The 24,090-nt window shown below is 63.9% G+C and carries 22 protein-coding genes; 11 read left to right on the forward strand and 11 right to left on the reverse strand.

Translation table 11 applies throughout. The features are described from left to right. Positions 1-25 precede the first annotated feature (25 nt). From ABAC460_RS43060 to xseA, 8 genes are all read right to left on the reverse strand, one after another. Positions 26-457: an acetyltransferase gene (locus ABAC460_RS43060; RefSeq protein ID WP_023455038.1), complete on the reverse strand. Its 432-nt coding sequence runs from the start codon at positions 455-457 to the stop codon at positions 26-28. Then, positions 454-1,332, reverse strand: coding sequence for a TIGR01459 family HAD-type hydrolase (locus ABAC460_RS43065; RefSeq protein WP_023455039.1), 879 nt, complete (start codon positions 1,330-1,332; stop codon positions 454-456). Before ABAC460_RS43065 ends, ABAC460_RS43060 begins: the two co-directional genes overlap by 4 nt. Before the next feature lie 365 nt (positions 1,333-1,697). After that, a complete protein-coding gene (locus tag ABAC460_RS43070; protein WP_023455040.1) occupies positions 1,698-1,916 on the reverse strand; it encodes an addiction module protein in 219 nt (72 codons plus the stop codon). Between the two features lie 36 nt (positions 1,917-1,952). Further along, the gene (tipF, locus tag ABAC460_RS43075) at positions 1,953-3,239 is read right to left on the reverse strand and encodes a flagella assembly cyclic-di-GMP phosphodiesterase TipF (RefSeq protein WP_023455041.1); all 1,287 of its coding nucleotides are present in this window, start codon (positions 3,237-3,239) and stop codon (positions 1,953-1,955) included. A gap of 91 nt (positions 3,240-3,330) precedes the next feature. Continuing rightward, the gene (locus ABAC460_RS43080) at positions 3,331-3,825 is read right to left on the reverse strand and encodes a response regulator (RefSeq protein ID WP_023455042.1); all 495 of its coding nucleotides are present in this window, start codon (positions 3,823-3,825) and stop codon (positions 3,331-3,333) included. A 177-nt stretch (positions 3,826-4,002) separates the two neighbouring features. Beyond that, on the reverse strand, positions 4,003-4,845 hold the full coding sequence (locus tag ABAC460_RS43085) for a M23 family metallopeptidase (protein ID WP_023455043.1): 843 nt from the start codon (positions 4,843-4,845) through the stop codon (positions 4,003-4,005). Beyond that, positions 4,824-5,039, reverse strand: a complete 216-nt coding sequence (locus ABAC460_RS43090; RefSeq protein ID WP_023455044.1) for a DUF2093 domain-containing protein — start codon at positions 5,037-5,039, stop codon at positions 4,824-4,826. The genes ABAC460_RS43085 and ABAC460_RS43090 overlap by 22 nt, the downstream gene beginning before the upstream one ends. A gap of 43 nt (positions 5,040-5,082) precedes the next feature. Continuing rightward, entirely contained in the window at positions 5,083-6,645 is a 1,563-nt protein-coding gene (gene xseA, locus ABAC460_RS43095) for an exodeoxyribonuclease VII large subunit (RefSeq protein WP_023455045.1), read from the reverse strand. Positions 6,646-6,761: 116 nt separating this feature from the next. Here xseA and ABAC460_RS43100 point away from each other — a divergent pair, with 116 nt between their 5' ends. The 4 genes from ABAC460_RS43100 to purD are packed head-to-tail and all read left to right on the forward strand — an operon-like array spanning position 6,762 to position 10,843. Continuing rightward, positions 6,762-8,795 carry an ATP-binding protein gene (locus ABAC460_RS43100; protein ID WP_023455046.1) on the forward strand — a complete coding sequence of 678 codons (2,034 nt, stop codon included), beginning with the start codon at positions 6,762-6,764 and terminating at the stop codon, positions 8,793-8,795. Next, positions 8,796-9,113, forward strand: coding sequence for a type II toxin-antitoxin system Phd/YefM family antitoxin (locus ABAC460_RS43105; RefSeq protein ID WP_023455047.1), 318 nt, complete (start codon positions 8,796-8,798; stop codon positions 9,111-9,113). It begins immediately after the preceding gene. Next, the gene (locus ABAC460_RS43110; protein WP_023455048.1) at positions 9,110-9,532 is read left to right on the forward strand and encodes a type II toxin-antitoxin system VapC family toxin; all 423 of its coding nucleotides are present in this window, start codon (positions 9,110-9,112) and stop codon (positions 9,530-9,532) included. The genes ABAC460_RS43105 and ABAC460_RS43110 overlap by 4 nt, the downstream gene beginning before the upstream one ends. A gap of 45 nt (positions 9,533-9,577) precedes the next feature. Continuing rightward, entirely contained in the window at positions 9,578-10,843 is a 1,266-nt protein-coding gene (gene purD / locus ABAC460_RS43115; protein ID WP_023455049.1) for a phosphoribosylamine--glycine ligase, read from the forward strand. Between the two features lie 197 nt (positions 10,844-11,040). Here purD and ABAC460_RS43120 read toward each other — a convergent pair whose 3' ends face one another. Further along, entirely contained in the window at positions 11,041-12,822 is a 1,782-nt protein-coding gene (locus ABAC460_RS43120; RefSeq protein WP_023455050.1) for a M14 family metallopeptidase, read from the reverse strand. Between the two features lie 142 nt (positions 12,823-12,964). Between ABAC460_RS43120 and ABAC460_RS43125 the strand changes: the two genes are divergently transcribed. The 7 genes from ABAC460_RS43125 (at position 12,965) to ABAC460_RS43155 (ending at position 21,958) form a co-directional block, all read left to right on the forward strand. Then, positions 12,965-14,179, forward strand: a complete 1,215-nt coding sequence (locus ABAC460_RS43125; protein ID WP_023455051.1) for a tetratricopeptide repeat protein — start codon at positions 12,965-12,967, stop codon at positions 14,177-14,179. Positions 14,180-14,198: 19 nt separating this feature from the next. Continuing rightward, positions 14,199-14,648, forward strand: a complete 450-nt coding sequence (locus ABAC460_RS43130) for a hypothetical protein (protein ID WP_023455052.1) — start codon at positions 14,199-14,201, stop codon at positions 14,646-14,648. Further along, positions 14,645-16,201 (forward strand): tetratricopeptide repeat protein, encoded by a 1,557-nt coding sequence (locus ABAC460_RS43135; protein ID WP_023455053.1) that lies wholly within the window; start codon positions 14,645-14,647, stop codon positions 16,199-16,201. The genes ABAC460_RS43130 and ABAC460_RS43135 overlap by 4 nt, the downstream gene beginning before the upstream one ends. 150 nt (positions 16,202-16,351) lie before the next feature. Then, entirely contained in the window at positions 16,352-16,777 is a 426-nt protein-coding gene (locus ABAC460_RS43140; RefSeq protein WP_023455054.1) for a response regulator transcription factor, read from the forward strand. A gap of 137 nt (positions 16,778-16,914) precedes the next feature. Next, positions 16,915-17,343 (forward strand): response regulator transcription factor, encoded by a 429-nt coding sequence (locus ABAC460_RS43145; protein ID WP_023455055.1) that lies wholly within the window; start codon positions 16,915-16,917, stop codon positions 17,341-17,343. 6 nt (positions 17,344-17,349) lie between these two features. Then, positions 17,350-21,579 carry a PAS domain S-box protein gene (locus ABAC460_RS43150; RefSeq protein WP_023455056.1) on the forward strand — a complete coding sequence of 1,410 codons (4,230 nt, stop codon included), beginning with the start codon at positions 17,350-17,352 and terminating at the stop codon, positions 21,577-21,579. Then, on the forward strand, positions 21,572-21,958 hold the full coding sequence (locus ABAC460_RS43155) for a response regulator (RefSeq protein WP_023455057.1): 387 nt from the start codon (positions 21,572-21,574) through the stop codon (positions 21,956-21,958). The genes ABAC460_RS43150 and ABAC460_RS43155 overlap by 8 nt, the downstream gene beginning before the upstream one ends. A 26-nt stretch (positions 21,959-21,984) precedes the next feature. Here the strand turns inward: ABAC460_RS43155 and ABAC460_RS43160 are convergent, their stop codons facing one another. Next, positions 21,985-23,352 carry an ATP-binding protein gene (locus ABAC460_RS43160; protein WP_023455058.1) on the reverse strand — a complete coding sequence of 456 codons (1,368 nt, stop codon included), beginning with the start codon at positions 23,350-23,352 and terminating at the stop codon, positions 21,985-21,987. After that, positions 23,349-24,008: a response regulator gene (locus tag ABAC460_RS43165; protein WP_031237328.1), complete on the reverse strand. Its 660-nt coding sequence runs from the start codon at positions 24,006-24,008 to the stop codon at positions 23,349-23,351. Before ABAC460_RS43165 ends, ABAC460_RS43160 begins: the two co-directional genes overlap by 4 nt. Positions 24,009-24,090: the final 82 nt, after the last annotated feature.

Consider the following 24,090-nt stretch of genomic DNA (forward strand, 5'->3'; position numbering starts at 1 on the left):
CCGGGGGCGGCTCCCGCGCTATCTGTTATTGCGCCATGTGTAGCAGCGGATAAGGCCGACCGTCATTGTCGCGATCTGAACGGCCCGTGACGCGAAAGCCCATGCGTTCATAGAAGCCTACGGCTTGACTGTTCTGTTCGTTGACGTCGACGATAAGTGGCCCGGCCAGGCTGGCGGCGTGTTCGGTCAGACGCCGGCCGATCCCGCGGCCCGTGTGAGCCGGACTGACGAAAAGGCTGTCGAGACTGTTGTCAGTCAGGCCCATAAAGGCGATGGCCAAGTCGTCGGCATCTACCACCAACCACAAATCGGCCACGGCTAAATAGTGATCGGCGACCAGGGCCGCGATGTTCTCAAAGTCTTGTTGGGTAAGGAAGTGGTGCGTCGCCTTGACCGAAGTGCGCCAGACGTCGAACAGGCCCAGCCGGTCGCTGTCACGAACCTTGCGCAGGATCATGCCGACCAGCGCAGGGCGTCGGCCACATATTTCGAATGCGCCATCTGGACGTCGAGCAGGGTTTTCAGCCGCAACGGATCGAGCAGGCCGGCGTCGTCGGTCGCTTCCAGGGCATGGATGCCCGCGGCGATGAAGACCAGGTCCAGGCCTTGGGCATTGGCGCCCAGGACGTCGGTTGGCAGGCCGTCGCCGATGGCCAGGATCTTCGATTTGGCGATGGATTTCCCAGCCAGGCGTTCCAGCGACAGGTAGCAGAGGTCGTAGATCGGCGGGTAGGGCTTACCGGCCATGATCACCGGCCCGCCCAGGCTGGCATAGAGGTCGGCCAGCGAACCGGCGCACATGATGATCTTGTCGCCGCGCTGGACCACCTTGTCCGGATTGGCGCAGATCATGACGATCTTGCGCTGGGCGGCGATGGTGAAGGCGTGCTGGTATTGATCCAGCGTATCGTTCTCGTCATCAAACGGCCCGGAGCACGAGATAAAGGTGGCCGTTTCCGGCTTGCCGCTCAGGTCGATCTCGATGCCTTGGTAGAGCACATCATCGCGCATCGGCCCGATCCGCCAGCACGGCCCCTGCGGCGCGAACTGACGCAGGTACTCACGGGTGGCGTCGCCCGAGGAGATGACATCGGAAAAGCCGTCTTCGTAGATCCCGAGCGAAGCCAGTTGGTTAATCAGGTCGGCCTGGGGGCGCGGTGAGTTGGAGATCAGAATGACCGGCCCACGCTCGGCCTTGAAACGGCGCAGCGCTTCGTAGGCGGGCGGGAAATGTTGTCGGCCGTTGTGAATGACTCCCCAGATGTCGCAGAAGATGGCGTCATAGTCGCCCGCCACATCGGCCAGGCCATTCAACAGGATCGGGGAGGTCATAAAGCTTTATCCGGCAACTGATACCGGAGGCGGTGTAGCGTTTCGATGGGCGGCGGGAAAGCAAAAAGGGGCTCAAGTACGCATAATCCAGATATCGGGCTCGCGGCTATCGTGAAAGCAAGCCGTTATGTAGATTGTGGTCTCAATCTGCCGGAAAAATAAATTGTAAGGAAAACGTCGCAGCCGTGCCCGACGTGTATCTCGTCTGGCGAATGGAAAACGTTGGGGGCTTACGGCAATTCTCGAAAGCTTGTCTTCAACGTCGGCTAGGAAACGGTCGCCAAGGCCGTTACGCTCGGTATTATACCAAGCGACAGCTCGCCTTAGTTCAAAGTCGGCAGCCGCGGTTAGCCGAACCGTACGCATTAGCCGCCGCGTCTTGCGAGATTTTCCTTAAACTCATCCCACGTAATCGACGTTTTGATATCTTCGTCAAAAGTAGCGTCGCGCCGGTCCAATTCAGCGGCTTGAGCAGCTGTCAGAGACGTCCGTTCAGCTTCGATACTGTCCCACAAATCATCTATTAGTTCGAGGCGTTCCTCGACCGAAAGGCGTTTGATGTCGTCTGGTGACAAAGTTCCCATTCGCCCAATCTACCGCAGAATCCAGCTATCGGCAAATCACGCCCGGCGGCGCAGTTGCGGCATGGTCGACTTGACGAAGCCCGCCGGCGGGGCGGTTTCGGCCAGGACCTGCTCCTTGATGGCGCGCGGTTCGCCGAACAGATGGCCCTGGGCATAGCCGATCTCGATATCCAGGATATCGACCACCTGCTTTTCGCTCTCGACCTTCTCGGCGATCACCTCGATGCCGTAGCGCGCCAGCAGACCAGCATAGTCGCCGGCATGGATGTCCTTCAGGAACTTCAGCGCCGGCTTGCCCTCGACTTCGAGCAGTTGCGCCAGCAACAGCCCGGCGCCGATCTTGACATAGCGCACGTCCGACCGGTGCAGATCCTGCAGGTCGAAGTCGATCGTCATCACCTTGTCGATCGAGAAGCGGAAACCGAGATCGGCCAGCTTGGCCATGTTGCGCCCCTCGACCGAGCCGCGGCTGGCGAAGGCATCCTGGCCCAGTTCGAAGATCAGAGCCCCGGCCAGGTCCTTGTTCTCGCTGAGGAATTCCAGGAACTGCGGGAAGAAGACCTCGTCGCGCAAAGACGTCAGCGAGATGTTGCAGAAGATGCCGATGCGGCGGTCCTGCTTGGCCAGGCGGCGGACGATCTGGACGCAACGGAACAGCAGCAGGTTGTCGATCGACGGCACCAGGCCTTCGGCATCGGCGACATTGAGATATTCCGCCGGCATCAGGACGCGGCCCGACGCATCGCGCAGGCGCGAGAAGCTTTCGTAGAAGATGGTCTTGCGCTGAGGCAAGGAGACGACGGGTTGCAGGTACAGGTCGACGCGATTTTGCGTCAAGGCTTCGCGGATAGTCTCGATCAGCGCCAGGGCCTGGGCTTCACGGGCGTTCTGGGCGGGCGTGCCGTGCAGCGGCACGACAACGGCCGGCGCGGATTTCCACTCGTTCAGGCGGTCCTCGATGCTTTCGCCCAGCTTCTTGACCAGGTCCTCCAGCATGCGCACTTCCGAGGTCAGTTCCTCGGAACGCGAGGTGCGCTGGTTCTGCACCCGGTCGGCCAGTTCGATCATGTCCTTCTGGGTCGAGTCGATGGCGTCGACCATCAGACGGTGAGCGTCGCGGACCAGGTCGATATCCTTGGTGATGCGGATTTCCGCCATTTTCTGCGTGGCATAGGCGTGGAAGGCGACACAGACCCCGAGCGTCCCGATGAAGGCCGCCATAGCGGTGCCGCCATCGGAGCCGCCGCGCCACACTAGGGCGGCGACACAGCCGCTTAGAATGGCGTAGGTTACCATCAGCAGGGGAGTTACGATTTTGCCCATATTATGCGTCTTCCGCGCAGAGAATCACTGCTCGACTATCGCGTGATTTGAGCGACGCGCCTAGGGGCTGTTAATAATTGTAAACAAGAATCTAGAAAATGCCGTCGGTATTGCGGCGGTGCGGACCGGGATAGGCCTTGTCGTCGATGCGGCGGCGGTCGGGGCCGAAGTAGTTCTTGCAGCGGATAAAGGGCCGCGGCCGCATGATCACCGAGTCGATCCGCCCCAGCAAAGCGCGCGCCGTTAAGGGTTTGACCACAAATTCGTTGACGCCGGAATCGCGCGCCCGGATCACTTTGGAGCGTTCGGAGTGGCCGGTGATCATCACCACCGGCAGGTAGGGGTTTGAGCTGTCCGACGCATTACGCAGCATCCGCGTGAACTCAACGCCATCGATCGGATCCATATTGAAGTCGACCAGCGCGATGTCTGCCGGATACTGACGCAGCATGTCCAGACCCTCGGCGCCGTCACGCGCTTCACGCACGTTGCGGATGCCAGTGCCCTTCAGGATCGCGTTTACAATCGATCTCATATGCTGATTGTCTTCGACCAGAAGTATTTTCAGACTGGTGTAGTCGGCCATGTCGGGAAATCGAGTCCTTGCCCCTTCAAAGGAAGCGCCGCAAGGTCTCCGTCAGCGCCCTGAAACGGGTGTTATCCCGAATCCGCAAACAACTTCAAGTCAATAATTGCTTCTGAGACGATGTTCGCGCTGCGGCGAAATGCCTTATGTTACCGGGGTTTCTTTTAAGGACTCTGCTCAGCTGACCATCAGGCTGGGGTCCATGCGGCGCTCGCCCCATTTCAGCCGCCAGCACAGGTGCGGGCCGGTGGCGCGGCCTTTCGCGCCGACATGGCCGATGATCTGGGCCTGGGTCACCCGGTCGCCCTTTTTTACCAGGACCTTCGACTGATGCAGGTACATGGAGATCAGCCCCTGGCCATGGTCGATCAGGGTCAGGCCACCTTCGTAGAACATGTCGGGCTCGGCCAGGACGACCAGGCCCAGGGCGGGCGCGCGGATCGGCGTTCCCGCCGGCGCCGCCATGTCAAAACCGTAGTGCGGGGACTTGGGCACGCCATTGAGGACGCGCTGGTTGCCGAAATGGCCGGAAACGCGGAAGTCCTTGAGCGGATAGATGAAACCGGTGCGGAAACCGTCGTCATCGTCATGGCTGACGAAGGCCAGGTTCTTCAGGTCGCTGTCGCGCTTGATCCGCGCCAGCACGTCGGGATCGGTCGGGGTTACGGTCTGCGGCGGCAGGCCGTCCACCCTCTGGACGTCGTAGGTGCCGGGCTTGACGATGATGGAGGTGCTGTCGCGGCCGCCGTTCGTGTTCTGGACCTCGATCAGGCACGAGGCGGCGGCATCGCGGTCCAGACCGACGAAAAAGAAGCCCTTGTCCGACGTCTTGCCACGCGGGACCTTATCGACCCAGAACTGGGCGCCCGGCGCCGCCTGGCCGACGGCATAGCCGCTCTGGACGAAGCGGCCCCTGAGATTGAAGGGAACGGGCTGCGCGGATGCGGCGGCGGGAAACAGCGCCGCGCTCAGTCCTCCTGTGAGCAGGAGACGCCGGTTTACGGGTTGAGGCTTTTCCACCGCTGCATGGCCTCCTCGGGACCGGCATAGGCTTCCTGATTGCGCGGGTTCCAATAGCGCAGGGCTTCCAGCGGAACGCGCTTACCCGACACGGCGCACAGCACGAACTTGCCCGGCCGCATGATGGTGTATTCGCCGTCGCCGTAATGCAGGACGGCCTGATCGGGCAGGGGCGGGGGTGAGTGCATGTTCATACGCTAAAGGTAAGACGATTGGCTGGCGGAATCAAGCGCGGGGCTAAAAGAGACTGCCCTGCTGTGGCGGCGGGGTGGGTTTTTTCGGCTGCGATTTGGGGGGGGGCGAGCCCTCGCCGGCGGTGACCGTGGTCTTGCCGTCCTTGAAGGTCAGGGTCAGGACGTCGCCGGCGGAAACGCCCGCCGCCTGCGTCACCACATGGCCGTCGCGTTCGACCAGCGCAAAGCCAAGGTCCAGCGGGCGGGTCGGGCTCAGGCTCAGGCGAAGCTGGTCCAGGCGTTGCAGGCGTTCGGACTGGCGCACCAGAAGGCGTTGCATGGCGTCGTCCATCCGCCGTTCCAGGTCGGGCAGGCGGGCATGTTGCTTGGCGATGGCGAGGCGGCGGGTCAGCGCGCCATCCAGGCGGCCTTCCAGCGGCGCGAAGCGGGCCGTGGCGCGATCGACATGGCTTTTCAGGCCTCCATCCAGGCGTTGGCCGGCGTGGTTCAGGCGCTGGCGGGACTGGTCGACCTGGCGCGTAAGCAACAGCGGCGACAGGCGCGCCGAGGCCTTGGTGAAAGCGTTGCCATGGAGGTTGAGGTTCTGGCTCAGGCTGCCGGCCAACCGTTGCGCAACGAAATCAAGGCGTTGCTGGGCGGTATCGATCAGGTCGGTCGGGCGCGGTAGCGCACGGGCCAGCAGGGCCAGCTTTTCGCGGCGGGTTTCCAGGCCGCGCGACATGCAGGCCTGGCGGCGGCGCTCCAGGTCGGCGGCGAAGGCGCGCAGTTCCCCGATGACCGGCGTGGCCAGTTCCGCCGCCCCGGTCGGCGTCGGGGCGCGGCGGTCGGAGACGTGGTCGATCAGGGTGGTGTCGGTCTCGTGCCCGACGGCGGAAATCACCGGGATGGAGCACTCGAACACCGCGCGGGCCAGGGCTTCGTCGTTGAACGGCCACAGGTCCTCGACCGAGCCGCCGCCGCGCGCCACAATGATCACGTCGGGGCGCGGCACCGCGCCGGACTCAAACCCGCGCAAGGCGTTGATAACCTGGGGCGGGGCGGCGTCGCCCTGGACGACCACCGGCCAGACGATGACGCGGCATGGCCAGCGGTCACGGATGCGGTGCAGGATGTCGCGGATGACCGCCCCGGTCGGCGAGGTGATGACCCCGATGGTGCGCGGCGCGAAGGGCAGCGGCTTTTTCCGCTCAGGGCGGAAAAGTCCTTCCGCGTTCAATTTCTGCTTCAGACGCTCAAGTTGAGCCAGCAGCGCGCCGACGCCGGCGGCCTCCATCTGTTCGATGACAATTTGATATTTCGATGATGCTGGAAAAGTCGTAATACGGCCGGTGACGATGACCTCAAGGCCGTAGTCGGGCTGGGTCTGCAGACGGCTGACCTGGCCCTTCCAGATGACACCGTCGATATTGGCCTTGTCATCCTTGAGAGTCAGATAAACATGGCCCGACGCATGGCGGGTCACCTTGGAGATTTCGCCGCGCAAACGCACGTGGTCGTAGGTCTGTTCCAGGGTGCGCTTCAGGGCGCCCGCCAACTCGGAGACAGAGTAGGCGGGAGCGTTGGAACCGGCAGGCGAATCGGCGGCGGTGAGGAGATCGTTCGGCATGGCGGCAGATTAGCGAATCGGCCGGACGCACCCAAGAAATTAAATCCTTCGCGTTTAAGTTTTGTTGAGAGGCTTGGCTGTAGTTTCACTGCGTACCTGTTTCTTGAAGCCTGCTCATGCCGTCTGACGGACAACCCGATCTGCTCGACACTGAACCGGAAGGCGGGCTCGACGGCCTGACCGCCCTGGCGGCCGACATCTTCGACTCGCCGATAGCCCTGGTCGCCCTGACGGATGGCGAACGCCATGTCTTCAAGGCACGGCACGGCATTCCGATGGATTCGATCCCGCGCGAGATTTCGTTCTGCGACTGTACCCTGGAGTCCAACAGCGTGCTGGTGGTCGAGGATACGCTGGACGATGAGCGGTTCTGCGACAATCCCTTCGTCGTGGACGAACCTTATGTTCGTTTCTATGCCGGGGCGCCGATCCATCTCGATGGTCAGGCGGTCGGCACGATCTGTGTGATCGACATCCATCCCCGCCGCGATTTCGACCATGCCGATCAGCGCCGTCTGAAGAAGCTGGCCGCGACGGCGGCATCGGTGCTGTCCCTGCGCCGTGACAGCCTGGCGCGCAAGGCGGCCATCCGCCAGTTCCAGGACACCCAGAACAAGCTGGAACTGATGGAGGAGGTGGCCGGAGTCGGTTACTGGCACATCGACGTCAAGAAACAGGAGGCCTTCTGGTCGCGCGGCGTCTACGCTATCCACGGCCTGGACCGCGAGACCTTTACGCCCGACCTGACCAATACGATCGATCTCTTTCACGCCGACGACCGCGACGAGGTCCGGCGCTGCGTCGTCGATGCCATGCAGAATGGCGCCGACCTGCATTTCGAGTGCCGGCTGATCCGCGGCGACGGCGAGGAGCGCATCGTCTATGCCCGCGGCGGCGTCGAGCGTGACGAGGATGGCCAGCCCGACTTCATCTTCGGCATCCTGGAAGACATTACCGATCAGTCGCACTATGAAGAAACGCTGCGCACTGCCAAGCGTGACGCCGAGGCCCACCAGCAGGCCAAGTCGGACTTCCTGTCCAATATGAGCCACGAGATCCGCACGCCCCTGACCACGATCCTGGGCTATGCCAACCTGCTCAAGGGCGTTGAGGACCTGCCCAAGGACGCGCGCCACTATATCGGCCGCATCAACAAGGCCGGCGAGGCGCTGCTGAGCCTGATCACCGACGTGCTCGACTTCTCCAAGCTGGAGGCCGGCCAGGTCACCCTGGATCCTCAGCCGACCGATCTGCGGCAACTGGCGGGCGATGTCGTCGACCAGTTCATGGCCCTGACCGATACGCGCAACATCACTATCGGCTTCGATTACGATGAGGCGTCGCCGATATGGCTATCGATCGACGACGTCCGCATCCGCCAGGTTCTGTACAACCTGATCGGCAACGCCTGCAAATTCACCCATGACGGCTATGTCGCCGTGACCTTGGCCGTGACGGACGGGCGTCTGCGGGTCAAAGTCAAGGATTCCGGCCCGGGCCTGACGCCGGAACAGCGGGCGCGCCTGTTTACCCGCTTCAACCAAGTCGACAACAGTATCAACCGCAAGTACGGCGGATCGGGCCTGGGGCTGTCGATCTGCCACGAAATCGTCAAGCTGATGCAGGGCCGGATCGGCGTCGAGTCGGAGGCGGGTCAGGGCAGCACTTTCTGGTTCGAGGTCCCGGTGGTCGAGAGCGAAGCGCCTGCGCCTGTGGTCACCATCCTGGACCAGCGCCCGATTTTCCTGGAAGACCGCAAGGTGCTGATCGTCGACGACCACCCGGTCAACCGCGAACTGATCCGGTTGCTGCTGAAAGACTACGGCCTGGAGGTCTTCGAGGCCTGCGACGGCGCCGAGGCGCTGGAAATCTGCGCCACCATGCGCTTCAACCTGATCTTCATGGACATCCAGATGCCGGTACTCGATGGCATCACGGCGACACGCATGCTGTGCGAGCGCGGCGGCGAGAACCAGCCGGGCGCCATCGTCGCCCTGTCGGCCGCGACCCAGACCAAGCTGTTGACCGACACGCGCGGTCACGGCTTCGATCATGTGCTGCACAAGCCGATCGACCTGCCGCAGTTCTACGCCACCCTGCACCGTTGTCTGGAAGACACTGACGGCACACCGATCGTGCTGGCGTGTTGATTGCGGCAGGCGGCGAAGCGTGATAATCTGGTCATTATGACCAGAAAATCCAAATCCCTTGCGCCCGGGCGCTGGCTGCTGCAAGACGCCAAGGCTCGGTTCAGCGAAGTTGTCCGCCGGGCTCGCAGTGAAGGTCCCCAACTGGTAACCGTTCATGGCCGCGACGAAGTCGTCATCGTAGCCGCAGATGAGTTTCGACGTATGAACGGTGAAGCAACGGGGGCGGCATTGATTGCCGTCATGCAGGCGTCTCCCAGTCCGGACATCGATATCGAACCCGTACGGGGAGCCTTTCCCGTTCGTGGTGTCGACCTGTGACGGGCTGGCTGCTCGATACGAATATCCTTTCCGAACTCCGGCGGCCGAAGCCGGAGCCCAAGGTCCTGGCCTTTGTCGCCGGCCAATCGCTTGACAGCCTGTACGTCAGTGCCGTCACGTTCGCAGAAATCCGTTTCGGTATTGAACTGGTTGATGATCCAGGCCGTCGCGCAGAGTTGAACGACTGGTTACAACACAAGGTACGGCCGATGTTCCATCAGCGTGTGCTTGCCGTGAGTGAAGACGTCATGTTCAAGTGGCGATTGCTGGTAGAGCAGGGCCGCAAGACAGGACATACTTTTTCGCAACCTGACCTCATTATTGCGGCGACGGCGATTCACCATGGAGTGACGGTCGTGTCGCGCGATACCAGCCAGTTCGAAAAGGCCAGGGCTGACATTTATAACCCTTGGAATTGAAGCTTTTGCTTGACCGGACTCGCCACATGAGAGAAGCGGAAAACCATGAACATCCTGCTGATCGGCTCGGGCGGCCGTGAACATGCCCTGGCGTGGAAAATCAAACAGTCGCCGCTGTGCGAACGCCTCGTCGTGGCCCCTGGCAACCCGGGCATAGCCGGCGTCGTCGAATGCCGCGACATCAAGGCCACCGACGTCATGGGGCTGATCGGTCTGGCGCGCGAAATCCGGGCCGACCTGGTCGTCGTCGGGCCCGAAAGCGCCCTGGCCGAAGGCATCGCCGACGCCTGCGCCTCGGCCAACATCCCGTGTTTCGGACCGTCGCGCAAAGCCGCCCAGTTGGAGACCTCGAAGGCCTTCACCAAGGGCATCTGCGCCCGCTACAACATCCCCACCGCACTGTCGGAAACCTTCGACAATGTCGCCGAGGCACGCGAGTTCCTCAAGACCTACGATCCGCCCTATGTAATCAAGGCCGATGGGCTGGCGGCGGGCAAGGGCGTCGCCATTTCGCCGGACTTCCAGGACGGTGTCGCCGAGATCGAAGCCATGCTGGGCGGGCGTTACGGCGCTGCCAGCTCGCACATCGTCATCGAGGAGTTCATGACCGGGGAAGAGGCGTCGATCTTCGCCCTGTGCGACGGCGAGACCGCGACCATCTTTGGCTGGGCCCAGGACCACAAGCGCGCCTTCGACGGCGACACCGGCCCCAATACCGGCGGCATGGGCACCTATTCGCCGGCGCCGGTGGTGACGCCGGAGCTGCTGGAGATCGTCCGTCGCGACATCCTGGAGCCGACCATGGCCGGGATGAAGGCCGAGGGCATGCCGTACAAGGGCGTGCTGTACGCCGGGGTCATGGTCGAGTACGGCCAGCCGCGCCTGGTCGAATACAATGCCCGCTTCGGCGATCCGGAATGCCAGGTGCTGATGCTGCGCCTGAAGAGCGACATCGTGCCGTATCTGGTGGCCGCGGCCCGTGGCGCGCTGCGCAACCTTCCGCCGCCGGAATGGCATAAGGATGCTGCGGTGTGCGTGGTCTATGCGGCCCGGGGTTACCCGGACAGCCCGATTCCGGGCTCGCTGATCCGTGGCGCCGACCAGGATTTCGGCCGCGATGTCACCGTGTTCCATGCCGGCACGTCGCGTGACGAGAAGGGCCAGCTTCGAGCGGCCGGCGGGCGGGTGCTGAACATCTGCGCCCGGGGACCTTCGATCCGCGAAGCCCGCGACCGCGCCTATGAAGCCCTGGCCGGTATCGATTGGCCGGGCGGGTTCTATCGTCGCGACATCGCCTGGCGCGCCCTTTAAGCGGCAATCCTTGGCCGATCCGCCTGTCGGCTCCAAGCTTTTGCCTGAGGCATTGGGCTCTGACCTTTTTCGCGTCGTCGCGTGAAATTCTTCTGTCGTGGTCGATTTCGCCGGCTAAGCAGAAAGAGGTCTCACGCGAAGGCGCGAAGACGCGAAGATTTTTGAGATTTTCCGCTCCTGTTGACCGCCGGGCCGAGTCATTCCTCGCGGCCGATCGGGTAGAGCAGATAGCGGTCGTCGAAATAAGGCGTGCGTTCGTAGAACCACGCCAGGCGCGCATCGCCGTCCGCGGCAAATTGCGGGTCGGCGGCCAGCTTCGCCTCGAAGTCGCGCTTCAGATCCGGATCCTGCGCCAACATGCGTTCGGCCAGTGGCGCGATGGCATAGGCCTCGATGTATTCCGTGCGTTGAAGCATGCCTGGAAAAAAATTCCAGGCCAGGGCGCCTTCGGCACTTTCCGGTTCGAGCAGGGCGGCCGCCAGCAACCCCAGCGGCTGATCGGACGGGACGCGGACCGAGCCGGCCGGGAAGGTTTCGCTGCCGCGGCCGTGGACGAAGCCTTCGGCGGACAGGGGGACATGCCCTTCGCTGGCCGCGCCCAGTTTCGGCCCGGTGATGCGCACCATGTCAAGCTCCAGACGGCGCGGCGCGTCGAGGGTCTCAAGGACGATTCCGTGCAACTTCAGCCGTGCGATAACCTCGGGCGCCGAGGCCGGGACCCACCACGCCCGCGGTAGGATGACGGATTGCGCCGGTTCCTGGCCGAAGACCGGAATCCTCTGCTTGACGGGCTTGCCCAGCCAGCGGATTTCCTCGCGCCCGGAGGCGGCGGAAGTATAGGTTTCGTGGGCGATGCCGAGAAAGTCGACCGTATAGATCGGGTCTTTCAGCGGCTTCCACCGGACGACCAGGCTTGACGGCCGTTGCGCGCGGTCGCCGTCGATCGCTGCGCGCAGGTGAGCGCCTTCAGCGCCAGTCAGGCGCAGGGCTTCTTCGACGAAGACATAGGTTCCCAGCACCCGCTGGCGATAGGGTTTCAGCGAATGGGTCTCGACCAGGATGGTCGGAACGTGACGGTAGTCGCCGTAACCGGTAGAAAAGCGCGGTGTGTCGGGATCGTGGCTGACGCCCTGATCCGGATCGCGGTTGTCGACGGAACTGACATAATAGCCGGGCGTGTGGCCGGCGCGCCTGAGCGCAGCGTCCATGGCCGGCCGCAGGCGCTGATCCAGCCAGCCGCTGATGGCCGGCGATTGGGTGTAGAGCCCGCGCCAGCCGGAGAATGCGTAGGCGACATCATATTGATGGTCCGTGCCGTCGGTGACATGCAGGTCGATATAGAGCGCCGGGTCAAAGCGTCGGATGAGCCCGATCATCGCTTGCATTTCGGGCGCGTCGGCCTTGAGGTAGTCGCGGTTGAGATTGAGGTTCTGGGCGGTTGTGCGCCAGCCCATCGATCGAGGGCCGCGCTGATTGGGCCGATTCCAGGGGCTGGACCGTTCGTGCCCGTCGGCGTTGAAAATTGGTACGAAAACGAGGTCGGCCTTGTCGAGCAGACCGCTCTTGCCGCGATGGACGATGTCGCGCAGCAGCATCATGCCGGCGTCCTTGCCGTCGATCTCGCCGGCATGGATGCCCGCCTGGACCAGCAGGACCGGTTTCGCGGCGCCGCCCTTGCTGGCGCGGACGAAATAGAGTTCGCGGCCCTGGGCGGTTGTGCCGAAGCTTTCAATGGTCAGGAGGTCCGGCGCGGATGCCACCAGCCGGTCGAGCCAGGCCCGTGTGGCGTCGTAGTCCGGTGTATCGGCGAAATTCATCTGCTCGGCCGGCGTTATCCAGGGATTGTCCGTGCCGGCGATCAGCTTTTCGCTGGCGCCGGACCAGGGCGCCAGGGGCGGCAAAGGCGCTTCCTGCGTCTGGGCAAGGGCGGGGGAGGCCATGATCAGGGCCGTAAGACCGGTCAGTCGCAGAATCGACATGCTTTCACCTTTCGTCACCAGTACATCGTACTTGCCACAGGAAGCCCATGGAACGCCAGACGGCGCGGCTAACAGGATTTGTAAGTAGGTACCGCATGTCCCCGGGTGTAGCTGTCACGGCGTCAGCACTCGGGGACGGACCATGGCCAACACCTGCCGGACGGCAAAACACGCGGCCATGACGGCTGTGGCGATGATTGGCATGGTCCTGCCCATGGCGGCCCATGCCGAATGGAACGCCGCCAATGACGAAGCCAACCGTCAGCGCATGATGAACGACATGCAGGCCAGTTCGGCGCGCAACGACCGGCTCAATTTCGAATCCCAGCAAAGATCGACCAGCGGCTACACAAGCAGCACCAGTTCCGGCTCAAGCTACGGATCTTCGGGCAGTTCGAGCAGCGGCTACAGCTACAAGCCCTACGAATACAAGCCCGAAGGCCCCCACAGCGTCGTCGCCACCTACACCTTCACCGTCTACCAGCAGGAGACCGAAGCGCAGACCATCGCCCGGGTCACCGCCGAGGCGCAGGCGGGAAACGCTCAGTCCCAGTATAATCTAGGCCGCATCTACTACACCGGTTACGGCGTCGCCCGGGACATGACGGCGGCGCGGACCTGGTTCTGCACGGCCGCACTTCAGGACCATCCCCCCGCCAAGGCGCAGTGCGCCGCCATGATGGACAATGGTCAGGGCGGGCCTGAGGACGCGCCGCTGGCGCGCAGCTACGCCCGTGATGCCGCCACAAAAGGCGATCCCTACGGGGAGGCGCTGTATGCCTTTTATACCATTGGCGACCGGGTTGCCGCCGGCGATATGAGCGCCCCTCCGGCCGATATCCTGGCCATGGCCGAAGATGCGGCCGACAGGGGGCAATATGTCGCCCAGTACCTTTTAGGGCTTATCGTCTACATGCCGGGCCTGGGCCTGGCGCCGGACCGCGACAAGGCGATGAAATACCTGCGCCTGGCGTCGTCCCAGAAGTCGCCGGACGTGATGAACTATCTGGCTCAGGTCCTGCTCTCCAGCGGCAAGGCGGAGCTGTTTGAAGAAGGCGTCGCAGCGCTTCAGATTGCGGCCGATGGCGGCCTGGCCGACGCCCAGGGCCTGATGGCGGCGGTGCTGATGAACAAGCAAGACTGGGACGGCGCCTTCCGCTACGCCACCCTATCAGCCAAGGGCGGAGATCCCCAGGGCCAGATCGTTTTGGCCAAGCTCTACTACTTTGGCTACGGCCCCACGAAAGACATGCGTGAGGCGGCGAGGTGGTTCAAGGCCGCCGCCGACCAGGGCTTTCAGGAGGCCAAAGACGCCATGAATGAACCTGAAATCGCCGCTGCCGCGGCGACGTTATAACCCCGGAAAGGGCCCTGCTATGCGCTGTTTGAAATCCGCTGCCGTCCTTCTGGCCCTGGCCGTGCTACCGGTCGCGGCCCACGCCCAGGACCAGGTCCTGTGCGACGCCCTGAGCAACATCATGCCGGGGGCCAATTCCGGCTTCAACGGCATCAAGGGGCAGAAGACCGACAAGAACCTGTGGGCGGTGGCGGTCAACCTGCCTTACGCCCATGAATGCGAGCTTCGCTACGACAAGGACGACAAGTCCTACTCCTATGCCTGCTATTTCCGCGTAGACCCCAGCCGCAGCGCGGTCGCCGAAATGGCCAACTATGCCACCAATATCAACGCCTGCCGGCCCGACATGGTGCGCAGCGGCGAGGGTGAATTTATCGAACTCGAAGCGCCCCAGGGCCAGGTCCTGCTGTCGTTCAACGACAGCTATCCGACCGAATTCAACGTCTATATCGAAGCGGCCGATCAATGACCGCGCCGCTGCGTAAGCCCCGCCTTCATGCACTGGGTCTGGCCACGGCCCTGTTGCTGGTTATGGCGATGGCGCCGGCGGCCCAGGCCGCCGACAACTACTACGCCGCCCAGAACAAGGAACGCGAGCACCAGAACTATATCCGCCAGCAGGAGGAATCGATCTACCGCTCACAGGTCGCCGACATCCGGGCGCGCCAGACCAATTCCGCCAGCAGCTACAACGGCGGCGCGACGGCCGAGCCGGTCAAGCGCGACGTCGTGGCGACCTATACCTACATCATCGAGCAGAAGCGCGATCCTGTGCCGGACTTCACGGCCCGGGCCAATGGCGGCGACGCCGGCGCGGCGCGCGGGCTCGGCGAAATGTACGCCACGGGTTACGGCGCCGACCAGAGCGACGCCACCGCCGCCTATTGGTTCCGCCGCGCCGCCGACCTGGGCGACGCCGAATCCCAGGCGATCTATGGCAATCTGCTGATGACCGGCCGCGGCGTCGCCCGGGACGCGGCTGCCGCAGTACGCTACCTGCGCGCGGCGGCGGATCAGGGCGACATTCGCGCCACCACCAACCTGGCCCTGGCCTATGAAACCGGCGAAGGCGTCGCGAAAGACCCCGCCGAGGCCGCGCGCCTGTATCGCATCGCCGCCGATCGGGGCGACGCCGCCGGTCAGGCCGGACTGGGCAAGTTCGTGCTGCTGGGCGAAGGCGTACCGCAGGACATGGCCTATGGCGCGCGCCTGATGAAGGCCGCTGCCGACCAGGGCAATACCTACGGCATGACCATCTATGCCGTCATGCTGGCCACCGGCCAGGGCGGATTGACGGTCGACCGCGACGAAGCCTTCCGGCTGCTGCGTGAGGCCGCCGACGCCGGCAGCACCATGGCCATGGCGCGGCTGGGGACCTTCTATTTCAGCGGCACGGGTACGGCGGCCGATCCGGCCATGGCCAACTTCTGGTGGGTTAAGGCGGCGGAAGAGGGCGAAGAGGTCGAGGCCCTGGCTCAACTGGCGATCACCGCCTATAACGGCATGGGCCAGGCCCTGGATATGCAGCGGGCCCTGGGTTATGCCCGCCGCGCCGCGGCCTTGGGTGACGAGGAAATGGCCGGTATGGTCGCGCAGATCGAAGGCGCGGCGGCAGCGGATCCCTTTCAGTCCCGGATCAACGCGGCCAATGGCGGCGACGCGGGCGCGGCGTTCGAAGTCGCCAATGCCTATTTCCGCGGCGACGGTGTTGCTGCCGATCCGGCGCAGGGCATGGTGTGGCTGCGCAAGGCGGCGGAGGGCGGCAATGGCCCCGCCGAACTGACCCTGGCCGTGTCGCTGATCCAGGGAGACGGGGTGGCGGTCGATACGGCCGAAGCGCTGAAGTGGGTTCAGGCGGCCGTCGATCAGGGCTTCGCCGACGCCTATATCATGATGGGCCAGCTCTACGAAATGGGCATTGCGGTCGAACAGGACCGGGCCAAGGCGCTGGCCTGGTACCAGGAAGCCCTGCGGCGCGGTGGCAATGGAGCGCAAGCCCGGATCGATGCGCTTGGAGCGTAAGAAGAAGCGCTGGGTGCGTAAGGAGAGCGCGCCAATTGTGACATGGCGGAAAGAATCGTTTGAACAGAGGTTAAGGACACTTCCCGTAATCTGATGTCAGGGGCCGGCCGGAGCATCCGGAAGGCAAGGCTTTAGAACAAGGGTGGCGTCATGTTGCAGAATGCAAATACAGACAAGCGTAAGATCCTGGTGGTCGACGACGACGAAAACGTCCGGCTGCTGGTCAAGGTGCTCCTCAGCCGGCGCGGCTATGAGGTCGAGACCGCCCCCGGGGGCATGGCCGGACTGGCCGCCCTCAGTCTTTCCACGCCCGACCTTGTCCTGCTCGACATCAGCATGCCCGATATGGACGGCCTGAGCTTCCTCGAAAAGCGGGCCCAGGCGGGACACGAGCGGGATATCCCCGTCATCGTCCTGTCGGCGCGCAACAGCGAGGCCGATATCGACGCCGCCATGACCCTGGGCGCCAGCAACTACGTCGCCAAGCCGTTCCATCAGGACCAATTGCTGGGCCATATCGCCCGCTTCCTGCCGCAGCCACCCGTAAACCCCATGCCGTCCCATGCCGTACATTGACCCGGACGACTTTCCGCCAATTGTGACGTATCGGAAAGAATCGCTTGACCGCCGGTTAAGCAGTTCCGGCTACTTTACCTTTAGGTGCTGGCCCACGCCGCAACCTCGTGAGTTGAGAGTTGCGAATGGGCTGCAGAATGGGTGGCGACATGCAGGCGCTGGAATCGCAGGTACATAAGCGCCGGATACTCGTCGTCGACGACGATGAAAACATCCGGCTCCTGGTCGAACGCCTGCTCAGCGGGCAGGGCTATGAGGTCGAAACCGCCGACAGCGGCGCTGCCGGATTGACAGCGCTTAACCGCTCGGCGCCCGACCTGGTCCTGCTCGACCTGACGCTGCCTGACATGGACGGGCTGGCCTTTCTGGAGGCCAGGACCGGAGCGGCCGGCGACGTACCCGTCATGGTCCTTTCCGGACGCAGCCGCAACGCCGACGTCGTGGCGGCCTTTACCTGCGGCGCCAGCAACTATATCGCCAAGCCGTTCCAGCACGACCAACTGTTGAGCCACGTCGCACGCATGCTGCTGCCTGCCGGCGCAGAGCCATCCCAGGCCGTCGGATAGGTTCCGGTGAACTGGATCAAAAGTTTCGCACAGACCTATGCCGCAAAATTCTGCGTGCTGGTGCTGTTGTATGTCGTCACCGGCAAGCTGGGCCTGCTGCTGGCCGTGCCGCCGGGCTACGCGACCTTTATCTGGCCGCCCTCGGGCATAGCGCTCGGCTTCCTGCTGCTGTACGGCCGCCGGCTGTGGCCCGCCATCTGGCTGGGATCGTTTCTGCTCAACGCCTATAATGGCGGCGTCTGGTCGCCGGAAACCGGCTGGCAGGCCACCAAGCTTGTCATCGCCGCGGCCATCGCCGCCGGATCGACGCTTCAGGCCCTGGCCGGCTCGGTCATGGTCCAGAAGCTGCTGGGCCTGCCGCTTCGCATCGACCGGTTCGCCGACCTGGCCAAGCTGTTCCTGCTGACCGGGCCGGTGGCCTGCGTCGTGGCGGCCAGCGTCGGGGTCGCCACCCTGGTCGGCTTTGGCGCCATGCCCGCCGCCGCCGTGGCCGGGAACTGGCTGGCCTGGTGGGGCGGCGACCTGGTCGGGATCATCGTCTTTTTGCCGCTCACCCTGGTGTTTTCGCCGCGCCGCGACGAGATCGTATGGCGCGGCGAATCCCTCGGCCGGCTACCCGCCCTGGCCATGCTGCTGGTGCTGCTGCCGCTGGGTCTGACCTTCTACGGTTGGAAAATCTCGTCCGAGACCGCCTACGACCAGGGACGCAACCGCTTCGAGGCCCTGGCTGCGGAAAGCGAAAAGGCTTTGAGCAACCGCGTCGACAGCTACGAGAACGCCCTCCTGGCTGCGGCCGGATACTGGCAAGGGTCGCAGGACGTCCGGCGCGACGACTGGAAGACCTATGTCGCCGCGCTGGATATCCGCAAGAACTACCCCGGCATCAACGGCCTCGGCTGGATCGAGCCGGTGGCGGACAAGGATCTGAGCGCCATCGTCGCCCAGGCGCGCGCCGACGGCATCAGCGATTTTGCCGTCAAGCAGACCGCCGGGCGAAATGTCCACTACATCATCCGCTACCTGGAACCGCTCAGCGGCAATTCCCCGGCGCTGGGGCTGGATATCGCCTTCGAACAGCACCGTCGCGAAGCGGCGGAAAAGGCGATGAAGACGGGGCAACTGACGCTCAGCGATCCGATCACCCTGGTCCAGGACGATGAACGCACGCCGGCTTTCCTGCTGTTCAATCCGGTGTACCACGCGCAGTCGCGGACGTCGTTCCGCGGATGGGTCTACGCCCCGATCGTGGCGCGTAACCTGTTCGCCGACCTGACGGCCAGCCAGGGCGACACGGTTCATATCGCCATCTATGCGCCCGACGACAACGCGACCATCTTCGACAGTGCCGACGGCAAGACCAGGGCTGCGCCGCAGTTCCGGCGTGAAAAGACCATTTCGGTCGGCCAGAATACCTGGAAGGTGGTTTGGACCAGCACACCGCGCTTCGACCAGATGGAGCACAGCTACAATCCGCTGCTGCTGCTGACCGGCGGGCTGATGTTCAGCACCGTGTTCGCCATCTTCATCGCCCTGGCGACCATCCGCCGGTCGGACACCGTGCGGCTGATCGCCCAGGACCGGCCGCTGCTGGCGCCCGCCCTGGTGTTTATCGCCATTCTGTGCGGCTCGATCGCCCTGTTCGTCACCCTGCGCGACAAGGAGCGCCACTATACGCTGGGTCTGGTCGACCGCGATGCCGCGCGGCTGGAGACCATGCTGAACGCCCGCATCCAGAGCAAGGTGGCGGCCCTGCGTCAGACGGCGGACCGGTGGCAGGCGGCGGGCGAGGTCACCCAGGCCCAGTGGCAGGTCGAGAGCCGCGGCTACAGGAACGAGGCGGCGGGGATCGTCACCTTGGTCTGGTTCGGCGCCGACGGAAAACCGAAGTGGATCGAGCCGGACGTCCCGGCGGCGGCGGCGGTCCTCCCCCAGTCGGGGCCGACCGTGGTCGATGTCAGCGAACCGTATGAGCTGAGCGAAGGCAAGCTGGGCTTTTCGGTGGCCTTCCCGGTGGATGACCGGATGGCCAACACCGCCCATGTCAGCGGTATATTTTCCGTCGATGCCCTGTTCGAGAACCTCTTCGGCGGCGATACCGGCGATGACTATCGCCTGACGCTGAAGGCCCGACCCGGCGAATATCTTATCGCCGCGCCGCAATCGCGCCTTGCCGGGGATGAATGGAGCGTCGTGCGCCAGATCCGGGTGCTGGACCATGCCTGGGAATTACGCGTGCAGCCGACTGAAGCCTTCGTGGCGGCCCAGCGCTCGCCCCTCCCGGTGATCGTTCTGTTCGCCGGCCTGACCATTGCGGCGCTGGCGGCTCTGTCGGTCAATGCCCTGATGCTGGCGCGGCTGCGCGCCGCCGATCTGGAGACGGCGCGGCGCGGCTCCCAGCAGGAGGCGCTGCGCACCGCCGCCATCCTGGACACGGTGCTGGACGGTGTCTTGACGCTGGATATCGACGGGACCATTACCTCGATCAACCCGGCCGGCCTGGAGATTTTCGGCTACAGCGCCGAAGAGATCATCGGGCAGTCCGCGGCCGTGCTGATGATCGAGCCGCAACGCCTCTTCACCGAAAACTATTCCGCCCGGGCCGATAGCCGCGGACGTCTCGCCACCTCCATCCTGGGGCTTGAGACCCTGGCGCGGAAAAAGAACGGCGATCTGTTTCCGATCGATTTGTCGGTGAGCGCGATGCGCCTGTCGGGCAAGGCGGTGTTCGTCACGACGGTGCGCGATATCACCGAACGCAAGGCGCATGAGACGGCCTTGAGCGTCACGGTCGAACAACTGCGGTTGCTGGTCGAAAACACGCCCGCCGCCGTGGCCATGTTCGACCGCGAGCTGCGTTACATCATGGCCAGCCGGCGATGGCTGGAGGACTATCACCTGGTCGGCACGGAAATTATCGGCGCCCACCACTACGACATCTTCCCGGAAATCCGTAACATGCCGCATTGGCTGGACGTCCACAGCCGCGCCCTGGCCGGCGAGGTCTTCGACAGCCGCGAAGAATCGTGGCTGCGCATCGACGGCGAGCGCGAATGGCTGAACTGGGCCATCCACCCGTGGACCGGGCCGGACGGCGATACCGGCGGCATCGTCATGTTTACCGAGGTTATCACGCCGCGTAAACAGGCCGAACTGGCGCTGAGGACCAGCGAGGAAACCTTCCGCTCGGCGATGGAAAATGCTTCGATCGGCATGGCGCTGGTCAGCCTGGACGGGCGCTGGCTGAAGGTCAATACGGCCTTGTGCGCACTGTTGGGCTATGCCGAACCGGGCTTCCTGAGCAGCGATGTGCGCAGTTTGACCCATTCGGACGACATGGATGCCGACCGCGATCAGGCTGACCGGCTGCTGAGCGGGGAGATCGAGTCCTACAGCCTGGAGAAGCGCTACTATCACAGTAACGGCCATGTCATCTGGGGGCTGCAGAGCGTGTCCCTGGTCCGCAAACCGGACGGGACGCCGGACTATTTCATCGCCCAGATCCAGGACATTACCCAGCGCCGCGAGATGGAGCGCATCAAGAGCGAGTTCGTCTCGGTGGCCAGCCATGAGCTGCGGACGCCGCTGACGGCGATCCACGGGTCGCTGGGCCTGCTGGCCGGACCGATGGCGGGGCAACTGCCGGAACAGGCCGGGCGGATGGTCAGCCTGGCACACAAGAATAGTGAGCGGCTGCTGGGCCTGGTCAACGATATCCTGGACATCGACAAGCTGACCTCGGGGCAGATGCGGTTCGAAATGCGGGTCGAAAGCCTGGCCGAGCTGGTGGCTCAGTCCGTCGACGCCAATCAGCCGTTTGCCGACCGCTTCGGCGTGTCGATCCATCAGACCCCGGTGGCGGCGGATGTGCGGGTGATGGTGGACGGCGATCGCTTCGCCCAGGTGATGGCGAACCTGCTGTCGAATGCGGCCAAGTTCTCGCATAAGGCGGGGCGTATCGACGTCGACGTTCAGGTTGAGAGCGGCCAGGCGCGAATCACCGTAACGGACCATGGTGTCGGCATCCCGGAAGCCTTCCGGGGTAAGATCTTCGAGCGGTTTTCGCAGGCGGATTCGTCGATGACGCGCAACAAGGGCGGCACGGGCCTGGGCCTGTACATCGCCCGTCAGATGGTCGAGCATATGGGTGGTCAGATCGGATTTGACTCGGTTGAAGGGGAGGGCACGTCATTCTGGATGATCTTGCCTCAGGTCGCGGAGGGAGAGCGGCATGGCTGAACTGAAGCACGTGCTATGCGTCGATGACGAGCCGGATATCCTGGAAGTGGTGCAACTGGTGCTCGAGAATATGGGCGGGCTAAAGGTATCGTGCGCCAATGGCGGGGCAAAGGCCCTGGCCTGGGTGGCCGACAATGTGCCGGACCTGATCCTGATGGACGTGATGATGCCCGGCATGGACGGGCCGATGACCCTGGGCGAGATGCAGAAGCTGCCGCAACTGGAGGGCGTGCCGATCGTGTTCATGACGGCGCGCGTCCAGGCCAAGGAGGTGCGGGAGTATCTGGCGCTTGGAGCGGATGCGGTCATCAGCAAGCCGTTCAACCCGATGACCCTGGTCAGCGAGATCAAGGCGATCTGGGCCAAGAAGCGCGCGTAGGTCTATGGCGGTCGTGCTGCGTCCTCTCACACGTGATGCCGCGGGTTCGGCGTGACATTGGGCCAGGTGACGGCTACCCGCAAACCGCGCGGGCTGTTATCGCCCAGTTCAAGCCGCCCGCCCGTTTGATCGCAGATGTCCGCGGCGATCGCCAGGCCGAGGCCGCTGCCGGGCGCCTGCGTGTTGAGGCGGCTAAACCGGTGAAGCGCCGTGGCGCGATCGGCCGCCGCGATTCCCGGCCCCTGATCGCAGACCACCAGGCAGGTGCCGTGCGCGTCCTGGCTTAGTGACATGGCGACCGGGGTAGCTTCCGGCGTGTGGCGCAGGGCGTTTTCCAGCAGATTGCGCAGAAGGCTGGTCGCGACTTCGGTATCGATATCCAGTCGGACGTCCGGCGTGATGTCCGTTGCGATCTGGCGTCCCGCCCCTTCCGTCGCCAAAATCTGGGACACGACCCCCCTGGCGATCCGTGAAAGGTCGCAGGGGCCTGCGGCGCTGCGCGTCTGGCGGCGGGCGAGGGCGAGCATCTGATCGACCAGTGCCGTGGTCCTGTCGACGATCGAAAGCAATTCGTTCATCGAGTCGCGTGCCCTGGCCCGTGCGGGAATGAGTCGGGAGGTCACCTGGGCGCGGGTCTTTAGGGCGGCCAGCGGCGTGCGCAATTCATGTGCGGCCGTGTCGGTAAAGTCCCGTTCGCGGTCCAGGCCTTGTTTCACGCGATCCAGCAGGCTGTTCAGCGACCCGATCAGGGGCAGGATCTCGCGCGGTACGATTTTCGGCCTGACCGGATCCAGGCGCGAAGCGTCGCGCGCCTCGATTTCGCCGGACAGGGCCCGCAAGGGCACGAGAATCCGGTCGAGTCCGAAAAGCATGACGGCGATGATCACGGGCAGCATGATGACCAGCGGCCAGATAAGACTGGCGCCGACCTGTTCGACGAGTTGGTTGCGAATCCGCAGATCCTGCGCGATTTCGACGGCGATGCCGTTGTCGGCATCGAGCACGGTCAGTATCCGCCATCGCCGTGAATCGACCTTGACGTCCCGGAACCCGTCCTGCCCCGGTGAGGTTCCCAGAACGCCCTGCGGGAGGTTGGCCGAAGACGTTATGACTTGGCCATCGCCCCAGATACGGAACGCTATGCCCGAGCCCTGCAGGCCGCGTGACTGTTCGATACGGCTGCCCAGGGTATAGGCGATGTCCTCGCCCTCCAGGGCTTCATGGCGGGTCAGGACGTTCAGCGTGCTGGCCAGTTGCGTCATGCTGGCGTCTGACGATTGGTCTATGGTGCGGTGAGCCGCATACATGGCCGCCCCCATGGTGACGGCAATCGTCAGCATCAGCGCCGGCACGAAGCTGAGAAGGGCGGCCCGCCGGAGAGAATAACTCTTCATTGCGGCGCCGCCAGGCAATAGCCCAGGCCGCGGACCGTGCGGATGATCCCTTTGCCGGTTTTCTGGCGGATGGAGGAAATGTGCACCTCGACGGCATTGCTGTCGATGTCGCGGTTCCAGTCATAGAGGGATTCTTCGATCTGGGCCTTGCTGACCAGCGCGCCGCGCGCGGCGATCAGCCGCTCAAACACCGCCAGTTCCCGCGCGGACAGGTGGACGGGCTGATCCTTGTACAGGACGCGGCGGGCATTGGGGTCGTACTGGAGGCCGGGACCGACCGTCCGCAGGGCGACATGCTCGGAAGAGCGCCGAATAAGGGCGCGGCAACGCGCGATCAGTTCGTCAAGGTCGAAGGGTTTCACCAGATAGTCGTCGGCACCGGCATCCAGCCCCTCTATGCGATGACGCACCGTGTCGCGTGCGGTCAGAATAAGCACGGGCGTCGCGTTGCCGGCCTTGCGCATGCCGGCCAGAAAATCGATGCCAGATCCATCGGGCAGGCTGAGGTCGAGGAGTATGAGGTCGTACCTGGTCGTCCGGCAGGCCAGTTCGGCGTCACCGAGGACTTGCACCCAGTCGAGCGCGTAGTGCGGAGACAGTCCATCCCGGACGGCGCTGCCCAGCATTCCATCGTCTTCGATCAGCAAAAGTCTCACGATCGTCTTCCGTCTGACGGGCTCTGTGGCACCATTTGCATACCTATTGCGCCGCGAAGCTGAGCGCAATCTTAAGATTGGC

It is taken from the genome of Asticcacaulis sp. AC460 (genome assembly GCF_000495795.1).
In the GTDB taxonomy this organism is placed as follows: domain Bacteria; phylum Pseudomonadota; class Alphaproteobacteria; order Caulobacterales; family Caulobacteraceae; genus Asticcacaulis.